This window comes from Polymorphospora sp. NPDC050346, assembly GCF_040655695.1.
In the GTDB taxonomy this organism is placed as follows: Bacteria; Actinomycetota; Actinomycetes; order Mycobacteriales; family Micromonosporaceae; genus Polymorphospora; species Polymorphospora lycopeni.
On record NZ_JBFAKM010000006.1, the window covers coordinates 133899 to 147451 of the forward strand.

The 13553-nt window shown below is 74.6% G+C and carries 10 protein-coding genes; 3 read left to right on the plus strand and 7 right to left on the minus strand.

Annotated features, from left to right (window positions below; all coding sequences use genetic code 11):
• Positions 1 to 96: 96 nt before the first annotated feature.
• The gene (locus tag AB0I42_RS08635) at positions 97 to 2394 is read right to left on the minus strand and encodes an AAA family ATPase (protein WP_357535451.1); all 2298 of its coding nucleotides are present in this window, start codon (positions 2392 to 2394) and stop codon (positions 97 to 99) included.
• A gap of 181 nt (positions 2395 to 2575) precedes the next feature.
• On the opposite strand from AB0I42_RS08635, the gene AB0I42_RS08640 reads away from it, so the two are divergent.
• A complete protein-coding gene (locus tag AB0I42_RS08640; RefSeq protein ID WP_357535452.1) occupies positions 2576 to 3151 on the plus strand; it encodes a hypothetical protein in 576 nt (191 codons plus the stop codon).
• Between the two features lie 22 nt (positions 3152 to 3173).
• Here the strand turns inward: AB0I42_RS08640 and AB0I42_RS08645 are convergent, their stop codons facing one another.
• The 6 genes from AB0I42_RS08645 to AB0I42_RS08670 all read right to left on the minus strand — a co-directional run bounded on the left by AB0I42_RS08645 (position 3174) and on the right by AB0I42_RS08670 (position 9328).
• Positions 3174 to 3638 (minus strand): hypothetical protein, encoded by a 465-nt coding sequence (locus AB0I42_RS08645; protein WP_357535454.1) that lies wholly within the window; start codon positions 3636 to 3638, stop codon positions 3174 to 3176.
• Positions 3639 to 3676: 38 nt separating this feature from the next.
• A complete protein-coding gene (locus tag AB0I42_RS08650) occupies positions 3677 to 4276 on the minus strand; it encodes an ATP/GTP-binding protein (protein WP_357535676.1) in 600 nt (199 codons plus the stop codon).
• Between the two features lie 181 nt (positions 4277 to 4457).
• Entirely contained in the window at positions 4458 to 4937 is a 480-nt protein-coding gene (locus AB0I42_RS08655; protein ID WP_357535456.1) for a DUF742 domain-containing protein, read from the minus strand.
• Positions 4934 to 5413 (minus strand): roadblock/LC7 domain-containing protein, encoded by a 480-nt coding sequence (locus AB0I42_RS08660; RefSeq protein ID WP_357535458.1) that lies wholly within the window; start codon positions 5411 to 5413, stop codon positions 4934 to 4936. Before AB0I42_RS08660 ends, AB0I42_RS08655 begins: the two co-directional genes overlap by 4 nt.
• Complete coding sequence (locus AB0I42_RS08665) at positions 5410 to 8118, minus strand: nitrate- and nitrite sensing domain-containing protein (RefSeq protein ID WP_357535460.1); 2709 nt, start codon at positions 8116 to 8118, stop codon at positions 5410 to 5412. The genes AB0I42_RS08660 and AB0I42_RS08665 overlap by 4 nt, the downstream gene beginning before the upstream one ends.
• Positions 8105 to 9328, minus strand: a complete 1224-nt coding sequence (locus AB0I42_RS08670) for a hypothetical protein (protein WP_357535462.1) — start codon at positions 9326 to 9328, stop codon at positions 8105 to 8107. Before AB0I42_RS08670 ends, AB0I42_RS08665 begins: the two co-directional genes overlap by 14 nt.
• 378 nt (positions 9329 to 9706) lie before the next feature.
• Here AB0I42_RS08670 and AB0I42_RS08675 point away from each other — a divergent pair, with 378 nt between their 5' ends.
• The gene (locus AB0I42_RS08675; RefSeq protein ID WP_357535464.1) at positions 9707 to 12592 is read left to right on the plus strand and encodes an alpha/beta fold hydrolase; all 2886 of its coding nucleotides are present in this window, start codon (positions 9707 to 9709) and stop codon (positions 12590 to 12592) included.
• Positions 12592 to 13482, plus strand: coding sequence for an ABC transporter permease subunit (locus AB0I42_RS08680; RefSeq protein WP_357535466.1), 891 nt, complete (start codon positions 12592 to 12594; stop codon positions 13480 to 13482). Before AB0I42_RS08675 ends, AB0I42_RS08680 begins: the two co-directional genes overlap by 1 nt.
• Positions 13483 to 13553: the final 71 nt, after the last annotated feature.

Below are 13553 nucleotides of genomic sequence, written 5' to 3' on the forward strand. Positions count from 1 at the left end.
GCCAGCGGGCGCCCCCGGGCCCGGGGGGCCCGCCGGTCCCTCACTGCGCGGCCCGGCGGGGCGGGTGCCGGCGCGCCCGGCGGCCCCGGCGCCGGGTCAGCGGGCCGAGTGCTTGTCGGCGTAATTGGCCAGCCAGGCGACCTGGACCGGATCGAGCGAGGGGCGTACCCGTTTGCGGGCCGCGGCGACGTGCGCGGCGGTGACCGTCGACGCCTCCAGTGACTCGCGCATCGCCGCCAGCGCCGCCTCGCGGACCAGGGCCGCGCAGTCGGCGGCCGAGAACCCGTCGAGTTCGGTGCCGAGTTCGGCCAGGTCGACGTCGTCGGCGAGCGGCACCGTCCGGGCCGACGCCCGCAGGATCTCGGCCCGGGCGTCGGCGTCCGGCGGCGGGACGTACACCAGGCGTTCCAGCCGGCCGGGGCGCAGCAGGGCGGGGTCGATCAGGTCGGGCCGGTTGGTCGCCCCGATCACCACCACGTTGCGCAGGGCCTCGACCCCGTCGAGTTCGGTGAGCAGGGCGGCGACGACCCGGTCGGTGGTGCCGCCGTCGGTGGCCTGACCGCGTACGGGGGCCAGCGCGTCAACCTCGTCGAGGAAGACCAGCGTCGGGGCGGCCTCCCGGGCCCGGCGGAACAGTTCCCGGACGGCCCGCTCGCTCTCGCCGACCCACTTGGAGAGCACCTCGGCGCCCTTGACCGACAGCACGTTGGCCTTGCCGGTCCCGGCGAGCGCGGTCACCAGGAAGGTCTTGCCGCAGCCGGGCGGCCCGTAGAGGAGCACTCCGCGCGGCGGCCGGACACCGAGCCGGGCGAACGTGTCGGGATAGGTCAGCGGCCACAGCACCGACTCGGTGAGCGTCTCCTTGACCTCGACCATGTCGCCGACGTCGTCCAGCGTGACGGTCGCTATGTCCAGGGTGGACGAACCCATCGACGTCGGCCGGACCACCTCCAGGGCGGCCTCGAAGTCGGCCATCGCCACCGCCGGGGAGGGCGCCTCCTTCTGGCGCAGCGCCGCCCGCACGCCGGCCTCGCGGGCCAGCGCGGCCAGGTCGGCCGCGACGAACCCGGGCGTACGGCCGGCGACGTCGTCCAGCCGTACGTCGTCGGCGAGCGGCATGCCCCGGGTCAGTACGGTCAGCTGCTCGCGCCGCAGCGCGTTGTCCGGCAGCGCCACGGTGATCTGCACGGCGAGCAGGTCGGGGGAGCGCAGCCCGACGTCGACCGACTCCGGGTGACTGGTGGTGCAGACGACGGCCGCCCCGGCGGCGACCGTCTCGGCGAGAAGTTGCCGGAACACGGTCGCCAGCGGGCCGGGCTGGTCGCGGGGGACCAGCGCGTCCACGTCGGAGACCAGCAGCACCGCCGGGCCGCCGGAGCGGACCGAGGCGGCAGCCTCCCGCAGCCGACGGGCGGCGGCGTCGTTGGTCAGCGCGGCGATCTCGGGCGCCCACAACGCCACCAGCCGGGCGCCGACGGCGGCGCTCACGGCCCGTACGAGGGCGGTCTTGCCCGAACCGGCGGGGCCGCTGACCAGCACGCCGAGCGACACGGTGGTGCCGAGCCGGCCGAGCACCTCCCGGTGGTGGAACCCGAGGTCGAGCAGTTCGGTGAGTTCGTGCGCCTGGGCGCGCAGGCCGGGCAGGTCGTCGACGCTGGGCGCCTCGACCTCGTCGACGGCGGCCGGCGCCGGGGCACCGCCGCCGGTGGGCGTCGTGGCGTACGGCGAACCGCCGGTGCCCCGGCCGGCACCGGCCACCGGTCCGCCACCGGCGGCCAGCCGGCCCGCGGCCGCGGCGCCGGGCATGTTGCCGTGGGTGACCTGGCCGCCCTGCCAGCCGACGCTGGTGTCCATGGTGACCAGTGCGGCCTGCGCCGGCTCGGCGGCGGCGACGTTGAGCAGGGTGCTGGTCCAGGCGTACCCGACGGTGTTGGCCAGGCTGCGGCGGGCGGCCTCGACCAGGGCGCGGGCCGTGGCGTCGGGCAGCACGTCCTGGGGCAGCAGCGACACGTCGTCGCCCTCGGTGACGACCTTGCCGAGCAGGGCGAGGCGGAGCATCTCCGGGCTGACCGCGGCGACGATCTCCGGCGGGCCGGCGAGCGTCACCCGCCGGGCCGGCACGACCGGGGTGGGCGCGACGGTGACCTGGCCGCCGTCGCGCAGCCCGAGGTTGCCGAGGATGAGGTCGTCGGCGTAGAGCAGGGCGCGGCTGGCGGTGTGCTCGGCGCGGGCGGCGATCCCGGCGGTCACCCGGCGGCCGGACAGCCGCACCGGATCGCCCGGGTGCAGGCCGAGAGCGGTGAGCACCTCCGGGTGCAGGCGGACGATGCCGCGGCGGGCGTCGAGCGCGGCCGGCCGTAGGCTCGCGGTGAGGGTGAGGTCGTGATCCGCCACCCGCCGAGACTATCCGGCCCGGGGTGACCCCGGGCCGTACGGCGGCCGGTGTGCCGTACGGCCGGGTCGCCGCCCCGCCGTCCGGACGCGGCGGGATGGTGCCCGAACAGGCGCTGGTGCCCGACTGGCCGGGGGCTCACACTCGCGGAGGACTTTCGTGAGATCGCCGGGAGGCTCGAAGATGATGCAGCGTCGCGCGCTGGTGGCCCTGGCCGTCGTGGGCGGGCTGGCCCTCGCCGGGTGCACCGGCGACGACGAGCCGGGCCCGACGATCGGGTCGGCGGCGCCGGATGCCGCGGCGGGCCCGACCCGGCCGGCCGTCGACAGCGACATCAGCCCGAAGGGGATGGGGCCCTACCTGGTCGGCGTCAAGCTCGCCGACCTGCAGACCGCCGGCCTGGTCGGTGACACCGAGAAGGCCGAGGGCTGCCCCGACCTGGCCCTCGGCAAGGGGCTGCCGGACTACGCGGTGCCGGCGCTGGCCTTCGACGACGGCCAGTTGGTGCACCTGACCGTGAGCACCCCGGCGGTGCGTACGACCGAGGGTGGCCGGGTGGCGATGACCCGCGCCGAGGTCGAGGCCAACCACCCGGACGGCCGGCAGGTGGCCGGCCGGGCCGGGGCGTCCGGATGGCTGGTGACCGAGGACGCCAACGGCCTGCTCTTCCGGTTCGACGGCGAGAACCGGGTGGAGTCGATCGAGGCGGGCGACTCGGCGGCGCTCCAGCGGCGGTTCACCAGCGGCCGGGAGTGCTGACCGGCGCCGGTGAACCCGCCGGTCACCGTTCGTTCTCGTAGCCGTCCAGCAGCGACGGGTCGCTGCGGATGAGTTCGGCCAGCCGGGCGGCCGACCGGCCGGTCGCGGCGCTGTCGGCCGGTCCGGTCCACGGCTGCCCGGTGCCGGCCGGCCAGGCCGGTGGCGCGGCCGTCGCGGCGCCGGGTGCGTGCGTGGCCGCCGGCGCACGGACGTCCGTGGTGGCCGGCCCGACGGTGACGGTCACCTCGCCGGCGGTCCACTGCACGCGCAGCAGGGCGGCGGACGCGCCGGTGTGCACCGACAGGGTGACGGCCATGTCCGGGTGCCGGGAGACGACCTCCCGTACGGCCGCGGTCACCTCGTCCGCGGGCGTGGGCCCGGCGGGCGGCGGCGGCTCGGGGGCGGGCGGCGCTTCGGCCGCCAGCCGGCGCTTCAGTTCGTCGCGCCGCGCCAACCGGGCGAGCGCGTCGTCCAGTTCACCCCTCATCCGGTGTCACCTTTCTCGTCCGCGTCCCGACCACCTCGTCAGGACTTCCCTTCCTGGACCGCCCGGTCCAGGGCGCGGTCCAGGACAACCAGCAGAGCGTCGCGTACGGACAGCCGGTCCCGTGCGTCGAACGTCAGCAGCGGGACGTGGCGTCCGATCGCGAGCGCCCATCTCACCTGTTCGAGATCATGCGCCACGCGTCCGTCGAACGCGTTGACGGCCACCACGAACGGCAGCCGGGCGCGTTCGAAATAATCGACGGCCGGGTAGCAGTCGTCCAGCCGGGAGCTGTCGACGACCACCAGCGCCCCGAGCGCGCCGCGGACCAGGTCGTCCCACATGAAGCCGAAGCGGGCCTGACCCGGGGTGCCGAAGAGATAGAGCTTCAGGCTGTGGTCGATCGTGACGCAGCCGAAGTCCATGGCGACGGTGGTGGTCGTCTTCGCCGAGCGGCTGCCCGGATCGTCGACGCCGATGCCGGCCGAGGTCATCTCCGCCTCGGTGGTCAGCGGGTCGATCTCGGAGATCGCGCCGACGGTCGTGGTCTTGCCGACCCCGAACCCGCCCGCGATGATGATCTTGACTGGGATGGGTGGGCTGGCCCGGTGGCCGCCGGCCGGTGGTGCCGCCGTCCCGATCCGGGGTGTCGGCCGGTCGGCGGGTGTGCCGTGACGCGGCGGCCCGCCCGGCCGGGGCGCGGCCGGGTCGGCGTCGCCGGCCGCTTCGAGCCGCCCGGTCGAACCGTCCTGGATCGCCGGGCCGTAGCCGGTGGTGTGCCCACGTGGCGTGCCGTAGATGGTGGAGCCGGCCCGTGGCCGGTCAGGAGATCGCACGGAGTCCATGGATCACTCGCAGAATCGTCTCGGGATCGTATGGGTCCGCCACGTCGGCGGTGTGTACGTCGAGATGGCCGGCCGCGCTCAGGTCGCCGACCAGAACCCGGGTGACGCCCAGGTGCAGCCGCAGCCGGGCCGAGATCTCGGCGACCGACAGCGGCACGGCGCACAGGTCGACGATCGCCTGAAGCTCCGGGGCCAGACTCGCCAGCGGCGGGGCGGTCCAGGCCACCCCGCCGAGCCGGGCGGTCACCTGCGTCTCCAGGCCGATCGCCGGATCGGTGCTGTTCACCCGGCCGGCGGTCAGCACGAACGGGCGCAGCCCGCCCGGCACGACCGGGGCAGTCTCGGCCCGGCCGGTCGTGGCCTCCGGATCCGGCGCGGGTTCCGGTGCCGACCCGCGCAGGTACGGACGTACCCGGAAGGGCGGCTCCGGCACCTCGTCGCCGGCGGACGGGGTCATGACTGGACGGAGTTCTTCAGTTCGACGATCAGTCGCGGTGTCAGGGCGCTGCCGGCCCGGCTGGCGAAGAGGGTCATCTCGTACGCCACCGTGCCCAGGTTGGCCGACCGGTCGGCGATGACGCCGAGCACCGAGCCGCTGCTGATCGACGCGACCAGCAGGTAGCCGTCGGCCATGTCGACGATCACCCGGTTGAGCGGCCCCAGGGAGTACCAGCTCGCTGCCCCGCCGGCCAGGCTGGTCATGCCGGAGACGACGGCGGCCAGCCGCTCCGCGTTCGACCGGTCCTTGATCGCCGACATCGCCATCAGCAGGCCGTCGGACGACACCGCGATGGCCTCCAGCACCCCGGCGGTGGTCGACGTGAACGAGTCGAGTAGCCAGTTGAACGTCTTCGCCTCGGGACTCAGCTGTCCGGCCGTACCCGGCCGGGAATCCTGGCGTTCCACGCTCTCGTGGATGAAGGGGCTGCTCATCGTGGTGATCCCTCTTCGCTGCGGTGTTCTGAACTGACCTCACGCAGTGCGCGTTCCACGCCGGACTCGAACTGCGTGACGAGATGACGTACTTCTTCCGGGTCGAGCGGCCGGTGCGCCTGCGGGGCCCGGTGCCGGACCGCCACCGGCGGCAGGCGCAGGCTCGCCCCGGGGATCCGCTGGGTCAGGACGGTCGTACCCGGTCCCTGCTGCTGGGCCCGCCGTACGCCGGACTCGAACTCCTCGACCAGGGCCCGCACGGTCAGCGGGTCGGCCGGCGCGGGCGGTGCCGCGGGCGGGCCGCCGACCGAGATGGGCAGTTGCGCGCCGGGCACCCGCTGCCGCAGCACCTGACCGGCCGGGGTGGTGGCCGGTGGCCGGGCGGGCGGCTCGTCCGCCGTCGACGCCGCGGCGGACCGGCCGGCCACGGCGGGTGCCAGCCCGGTGAGCGGTGCGGGCCCGGCCGGCGGTGCGGGCCCGGCCGGCGATGCGGGCCCGGCCGGCGATGCGGGCCCGGCCGGCGATGCGGGCCCGGCCGGCGATGCGGGTTCGTCGACGGCGGGCACCGGGGCGGCGAACGCGTTCCACGGCTGCCCGGACTCCAGCGAACGGCTGGCCCGGGTCAGCGCGGCCGGGTCGAACAGCCCCGCGCCGGCCGGGACACGTCCGGCCCGGTCCGGCCGGCGGCTGGAGGTCCGGGCGGGCAGCCCGTCGGACGTCAGCGCGGGCGCCGCCGGCAGCGCGCCGGCCGGCCGCAGCTGTGCGGCGGGCAGCGCCCTGGCGCCCGCCGTGCCGGGGCGGGCCGCCACGACCAGCGGCGGTTCCGGCCGGGCGACGCGGGTCGGCACCGGACGGCCGGTCACCAGCAGCCGGGCGGCGACGTCGACGTCGGCCGTGACACCGCCGCCGGGGGTGGGGCTCAGCGCGACGCCCAGCCCGTGCCGGCGGGCCAGCCGGCCGACCACGAAGAGACCGAGGAGTTCGGTCGGCACCAGGTCGAGCCGTTCGCGCCGGGTGATCCGGGCGTTCTCCTCCGCCATCCGCTCCGGCGACATGCCGATCCCGTGGTCGATGACGGTGACCCGTACGCCGTCGTGGCGCGGTTGCGCGGTGACGCTGACCCGGGTGTGCGGGGGCGAGAACGACGTGGCGTTCTCCATCAGTTCGGCGAGTGCCAGCACGAGGTCGCCGATGGCACCGGGCGCCACCGTGATGTCCGGCGGCACCCGTACGTCGACCCGTGGGTAGTCCTCGATCTCGCCGAGCGCCAGCCGTACGACGTTCGCGAGCGGCAGCGGGGCGACGAACGCGTCGGCGCCGGTCGAGCCGGAGAGCACGACCAGGCTGCTGGCGCTGCGGCGCAGCCGGCTGGAGACGTGGTCGAGCCGGTAGAGGTGTTGCAGCCGGGTCGGGTCGGTCTCGTCGTGTTCGAGCCGGTCGATCAGCGCGATCTGCCGGCCGACCAGGTTCTGGGTACGCCGTCCGACGTGCCCGAACATCTGCGCCACGTTGCGCCGGCTGGCCACCTGCCGTTCGACCAGCCGGGTGGCGGTGCCCTGGACCCGCTCGAAGGCCCGCGCCAGGTCGCCGATCTCGTCGCGGGCGTCGACGTCGACGGGGTCGAGGCGCACCTGCTCCACGACCTCGCTCTCCTCGTCGGAGATCCGGACGAGTTCGGCCTCGGCGACCCGGGCGACGCGGTCGGCGGACTGGGTGAGCCGGGTCAGCGGTCGGGCCACCGCCCGGGCGACGGCGGTGCTGAGCAGCACCACCGCGGCGAGCACCAGCAGGGCGAGGGCGCCGATGCCGTACGCGAGGAGGAGTTCGGTCTGCTGGCGTGCGGTGACCTCGCCGAGCACGTCGGTGATGATCTTCTGTTCGACGAACTGGCCGAGGGTGATCAGCGACTCGACGGCCGGGAAGAGCGTGGCGAGTTCGAGGCCGGCGATGGCGCCCTGCGGGTCGGCGCCGAAGGTGTCGAGGAAGTCGGGGCTGGTCCGGGCCCCGGCCGCGACCTCGACCAGTTGGTACAGCTCGTTCTGCTCGGCGCTGGCGTAGAGGCCGAACCGGCCGATCGAGACCTGGAGGGCGGCCATGTTGGCGATGTAGGCCGTGATCGCGCCGGCGTTCTTCGTGCCGACCACGACCACGAGCCAGCTCGCGCCCGCGCTGATGCCCTCGTCGGCGCGCAGTACGGCGTCGAGCGCGACCACCTGCCGGCCCTCGTCGGCGGCGGTGTCGATTCCGTCGAGCAGCCGCAGCGAGTCGACGAGCCGCTGGTTGAGCGCCGAGTAGCCGGCCATGATCGCATCCGGGCTGGCGGTGCGGTCGAGCACGTTGGCGCGCAGGTCGGCGAGGTACTGGACCCCGTCGACCGCCTCGGCGACCCGTTCGGGTGGCGTGCCCTCGTAGTCCGCGGCCAGGTCGGCGACCCGGTCGCCGACCTGTGCCGTCTGCAGTAGCAGGCGGGACCGGTCGACGACGCCGAGCAGATACCCGATCGACAGCAGTCGTTCCCGCTGCAGATCCTGCACCAGGGTGCCGATGTGACCGGCGAGGCGCACCGAGCGGGCGGTGTCGGCGGCCCGGCCGGCCTGGGTCACCTGGTCGACGACCATCGGTACGGCGAGACCGGCGAGGCTGAGCAGCGGAATGATCAGCAGCAGGGCCAGCTTGCCCCGGATGCGCAGCCTACCGAGCAGCACCGCTGTGCTCCCACTGCTTCGGTGCCGGGGTGGTGTTGGCCGGGGTCGGGTGGCCGGGACCCGGGGGTTCCGGCGTGCCGCCGGGCCAGTGCCTCGCCACCGCACCCGCCCGGCCGGCGGGTGCCGGGTCGCCGGCCGCACCGGACGGCCCGGCACCGGGCGCGGGCGGGGCGGCGCTGCCGCGGCGGCGGCCGGCGGCGACCAGGAAGACCAGGAGCGGAGCGTGGCCGATCAGGAAGAGGGCCACGCCGGCCGCGACCGTCACCAGGCGGGCGGTGCCGAGGCCGTCGACACGGGCTTCGAGCAACTGGTCGATCTCGGTGAGCACGGTCGCCGACAGCGCCGCCGCGGCGGTGTGCACGACCACCCGGGCGGCGGCGACGGCCGCCGGGTCGGGCAGCGCGTCGTCGGTGGTCGGGTTGCCGGTGCCCAGGGTGGCGGCGGCGCCGAGCGCCTCCACCGCCTGCTGGTAGGCGTCGAGTTCGCCGAGCAGGTTGCCGCCGAGGGTGCCGCTGTCGGTGCTGTCGACCGCCAGCTGGAGGTTGGTGACCAGGTCGTGGGCGGGGTCGAGGACCTCGGCCCGGGCGTTGCTCAGCTCGCCCGCGGTGCGGACCAGTTCGGCCCGTGGCCGGGCGGGGGCGAGCACCGCCAGGTCGGCGAGCCGGCCGGCGGCGACGATCGACTCGGGCAACTCCTCGCCGGCGCTGTCCTGGAGTTGGTAGCTGTCCGGGTCGGGGTCGCGGACCAGACCGGAGGTGTCCCGAACCTTGGCGTACAGGGCGAGCAGCAGGTCGGTGGCCTCGGTGTACGCCGTGTACGTGGCCTCCGGGTAGGTGTGGCTCCGGTCGGACAGCGATTCGATCTTGGCTCGTACGCCGGCCCACCGTTCGTGGGTGCGCAGTTCGGTGCCGAGCCGGGCGTCGACCGTGCCGCCCTCGGCGACGGCCCGGTTGAGCGCGTCGCGGGGCACCGGCTGGCCGGCCACCGCGGCCGACTGGGCGTCGACGAGCGCGAGGGTGATCTGTCCGAGCGCCCGCAGGTATTCGACCCCGGCGCGTTCCCGTTCGGCGAACGCCGCCTTCTCGTCGGTCCCGCGCCACGCCTGTACGGAGAGGACGAGGGTGGGCACCAGCAGCGTCACCGCGAGTAGCAGGCGCGGGAGCAGTCCCGACATCCGCCGGTCGGGCGACCGCTCTGCTGGAAGTGTCATCGTCTTCCCCCCTCGGGCGACGTGAAAGGCGCAGGCGGGGGTACGTGTCGCACGATGTCGGTCCCGTCCGCCGGACCGGAAACCTAATGGACATCTGCGGCGGTGCAATCCACACCGAACAGCTATTTCTTGCCCACCGGCAAGTAACGTGCCGCTGCGTCGGAGTGCTGACTACGTTGCGTGCCAACGTTGGCGTGCCCTGCATCGATTGCAGTGATATGTGACTGAAGATCGGAATTCACGGGATGCTGCACTTGTCCTGCCCGTCCTTCGGGTATGTCCGGTCGAGTCACCGCCTGGGCCCGACGTTCGGAGCCTGGTCCGGGCCATACGGACGATCTCAGGTGGCGCTCAGGAACGGGGCCGTACGGTGTCCCCATGCCTTCACCGCTGTCGGCGCGGCTCCGTCGTGCCCTGCCGCGGATGACCCGGCGCCGGGTCGTCACCGCCACCGTGCTGATCGCCGTCCTCGCCGGCGCGATCGCCTGGGCGGTCTGGCCGGAACGGCGCGACTTCACCGCCACCGACAGCATGATCAGCGTCCGGTCCGGGCCGACCGGTGACGAGCCGGTGACCCTGGACACCCGGTACTACCTGCCCGACGGCGCCTCCGCCGACGCTCCGGTGCCGGCGGTGCTGCTCGCCCACGGCTTCGGCGGGACCAAGGACACCGTGCGCGCCGACGCCGAGGACCTGGCCGGGCTCGGGTACGCCGTACTGACCTTCACCGCCCGCGGGTTCGGCCGCAGCGGTGGCGAGATCCACCTCGACAGCCCCGACTACGAGGTGCGCGACGCGCAACGGCTCCTCGACTGGCTGGCCGCCCGGCCGGAGGTCCGTACGGACAGCCCCGGCGACCCACGGGTCGGGGTGGTCGGCGGCTCGTACGGCGGCGCCCTCGCCCTGCTGCTCGCCGCCCAGGACCCCCGCGTCGACGCGATCGTCCCGATGATCACCTGGAACGACCTGTCCCGTTCCTTCCTGCCCGAGTCGACCGGCCGGGAGCCGGTCGACGGGGTCTTCAAGAAGGGCTGGGCCGGCCTGTTCTTCGGCAGCGGCACCGGCGGCGGGCTCGGCGGCGCCGGGCTGCCCGGCGGTGCGGGACAGCCCGGTGGCCCGGCCACCGGACCCGGCTCCGACGACACCGGGGGCCTCCCCGCCGGGGTGCCGACCGCCGGCGGCGGGCTGGGCCCGGGCGCCCCGTTTGGCGACCCGTCCTGTGGCCGCTTCGCCCGCGACGTCTGCGCCGCCTACCAGCAGATCGCCACCACCGGCCGGGGTACGCCGGAGGCGGTGGAGTTGCTGCGCCGGTCCAGCCCGGCCACCGTGCTCGACCGGATCAAGGCGCCGACCCTGCTCATCCAGGGCGAGGCCGACACGCTCTTCCCGCTGGCCGAGGCAGACCTCAACGCGCGCGGCATCGCGGCCAACGGCACCCCGGTGCGGGTCGCCTGGTTCACCGGCGGCCACGACGGCGGCACCGGTCCGCAGACCGACCGCGACCGGCTCAAGTTCCTCACCGCGCAGTGGCTCGGCCACTACGTCAAGGGCGAGGGGGAGCCGCCGGCGGACAGCTTCACCTGGTCGCGGATCGCCGGCTTCGACGCCATGGACCGGGGACTGGTGGCGACCGGCTACAGCACCGCCGACTATCCCGGCGTCGGCGGCGCCACCACCTCCGCGGTGGCCGTCGCCGGGCCACCACAGGCCATCGCCAACCCGCCGGCCGGCAACCCGGCCGCGATCTCCTCCCTGCCGTTCGCCGGCGGCCTGTCGTCCGTACTCGGCGGGGTCGCCGGAGACCTGCCCGGACAGCACGCCCGGTTCGAGTCCGCGCCGCTCGACGAGGCGGTCGACGTGGTCGGCTCACCGACCGTGTCGGTCCGGGCGGCGTCCCCGACCGGCGAGGCGGTGCTCTTCGTCAAGCTCTACGACGTCGACCCGAAGGGTGCGGCCACCCTGCCCAGCGGCCTGGTCGCCCCGGTACGGCTCACCGGCCTGCCGGCCGACATCGGACAGGCGCAACCGGTGACCGTGACGCTGCCGGCGATCGTCCACCGGGTCGAGGCCGGCCACCACCTGCGGCTCGTGCTCGCCACCGCCGACCAGGCGTACACCACCCCGGTCGAGCCGACCGTCTACACCGTCGGCCTCGGCGCCGGCAGCACCGGCCCGGTGACGCTGCCGACCGTGACCGGCGAGCCGATCGCCACCTCGGAGCTGGTCTGGCGCTGGGTGCTCGCCGGCCTGCTCGCCGCGATCGTCGTCGGTCTCGTCGTGGTCGTGGCGGTGGTCCGGCACCGGCACCGCCGGCACGACACGTCGGTCGTCGCCGAACACGCCGACACCCCGCTCGTCGTACGCGACCTGCGCAAGGAGTACGCCGACTTCGTCGCCGTCGCCAAGGTCGGCTTCGAGGTACGACGCGGCCAGGTGGTCGGCCTGCTCGGGCCGAACGGCGCCGGCAAGACCACCACGCTACGGGTGCTGATGGGGCTGACCCAGCCGACCGCCGGCGAGATCTACGTCTTCGGCCACCGGCTGGTTCCCGGTTCGCCGGTGCTCTCCCGGATCGGGTCGCTGGTCGAGGGGCCGGGCTTCCTGCCCCACCTGAGCGGGCGCGACAACCTGAAGTCGTACTGGCGGGCCACCGGGCGGCCGTGGGCCGAGGCCCGGTTCGAGGAGGCGCTGGAGATCGCCGGCCTCGGGACCTCGGTCGACCGGCGGGTCCGCACCTACAGCCACGGCATGCGGCAGCGGCTGGCCATCGCCCAGGCCATGCTCGGCCTGCCCGAGCTGCTGGTGCTTGACGAACCGACCGACGGGCTCGACCCGCCGCAGATCGCCGAGATGCGCCGGGTGCTCAAGCGGTACGCCACCGACGGCCGGGCCGTGCTGGTCTCCAGCCACCTGCTGGCCGAGGTCGAGCAGACCTGCACCCACGCGATCGTGGTCAACAAGGGCGCGGTCGTGGCGGCGGGGCCGGTCGCCGACATCGTGGGCGAGTCGCCGATGGTGCAGCTCGACGTCAGCGACGCCGGTGCCGCCCGGGCCGTGCTCGACGGGCTGGAGGGCGTGCGTACGGTCGGCGGCGACGGCAACGGCGGCCTGGTGGTCGACATCGACGGCACCGCCCGCAGCGAGGTGGTCGCCGAACTCGTCCGGGCCGGGGTGGGGGTGGACCGGGTGGTGCCCCGGCGCCGCCTGGAGGACGCCTTCCTCGCCCTGGTCGGGGAGAACTCTCGGGGAAGCGGGGACCGGTGATGGCAGACGTCGAGCAGGCGGAGCGGCCGGCGGCCGACGGTTCCGGAGCCGCCCCCGGCTACCGGCCGCGCGCCACCCTCCCGATGGCCGCGGAGTTCCGGCGCCAGGCGTCCCGCCGGCGTACGCAGCTCGCGCTCGGGTTCATGGTGCTGCTGCCGCTGATCATCCTGATCGCGTTCCAGTTCGAGAGCGGTGACGACGACAACGGCGGCGGCGAGTTCGCCAGCCTGATCGAGTTCGCGACCGCGAACGGTCTCAACTTCACCCTCTTCACGCTCTTCGTGTCGGCCTCGTTCCTGCTGGTCGTGGTGGTCGCGCTCTTCTGCGGCGACACGGTGGCCAGCGAGGCGAGCTGGGGCAGCCTGCGCTACCTGCTGGCGATCCCGGTGCCGAGGTCGCGGCTGCTGGCGGTGAAGCTGGTGGTCGCGCTCGCCTACTCCGCGCTGGCCCTGCTCCTGCTCGCCGGCACCGCCCTGCTGATCGGCACCCTGCGCTACGGCTGGGGGCCGTTGCAGAGCGCGGTCGCCGCCGAGATCCCGGCCGGTGAGGGCCTGTTGCGGCTGCTCGGCATCCTCGGCTACCTGGCCGTGGTGCTGCTGGTGGTGGCCGGGCTGGCGTTCCTGCTCTCGGTGACGACCGACGCGGCGCTGGGTGCGGTCGGCGGGGCGGTGCTGCTGTGGATCCTGTCGAGCATCCTCGACCAGATCACCGCGCTGGGCGTGCTGCGTGACTTCCTGCCGACCCACTACAGCAGCGCCTGGCTCGGGCTGCTGTCGACGCCGGTGCAGACCGACGACATCGTCCGTGGCTCGATCTCCGCGATCAGCTACGCCACCATCTTCTGGGGGCTGGCCTTCTGGCGCTTCACCCGCAAGGACGTCGTCTCCTGAGACCCGCGCGACGGGGGCGGGCGGGCCGGTACGGGGCCGCCCGGCCCACGTCAAGATCCCGAGGTGTGGCT

Excerpts from the sequence above, each read along its gene's own strand:
- AB0I42_RS08655 (WP_357535456.1), bottom strand. The coding sequence starts at position 4,937 with ATGACCCCGTCCGCCGGCGACGAGGTGCCGGAGCCGCCCTTCCGGGTA.
- AB0I42_RS08660 (WP_357535458.1), bottom strand. The coding sequence starts at position 5,413 with ATGAGCAGCCCCTTCATCCACGAGAGCGTGGAACGCCAGGATTCCCGG.
- AB0I42_RS08640 (WP_357535452.1), top strand. The coding sequence starts at position 2,576 with ATGATGCAGCGTCGCGCGCTGGTGGCCCTGGCCGTCGTGGGCGGGCTG.
- AB0I42_RS08680 (WP_357535466.1), top strand. The coding sequence starts at position 12,592 with ATGGCAGACGTCGAGCAGGCGGAGCGGCCGGCGGCCGACGGTTCCGGA.
- AB0I42_RS08670 (WP_357535462.1), bottom strand. The coding sequence starts at position 9,328 with ATGACACTTCCAGCAGAGCGGTCGCCCGACCGGCGGATGTCGGGACTG.
- AB0I42_RS08675 (WP_357535464.1), top strand. The coding sequence starts at position 9,707 with ATGCCTTCACCGCTGTCGGCGCGGCTCCGTCGTGCCCTGCCGCGGATG.
- AB0I42_RS08645 (WP_357535454.1), bottom strand. The coding sequence starts at position 3,638 with ATGAGGGGTGAACTGGACGACGCGCTCGCCCGGTTGGCGCGGCGCGAC.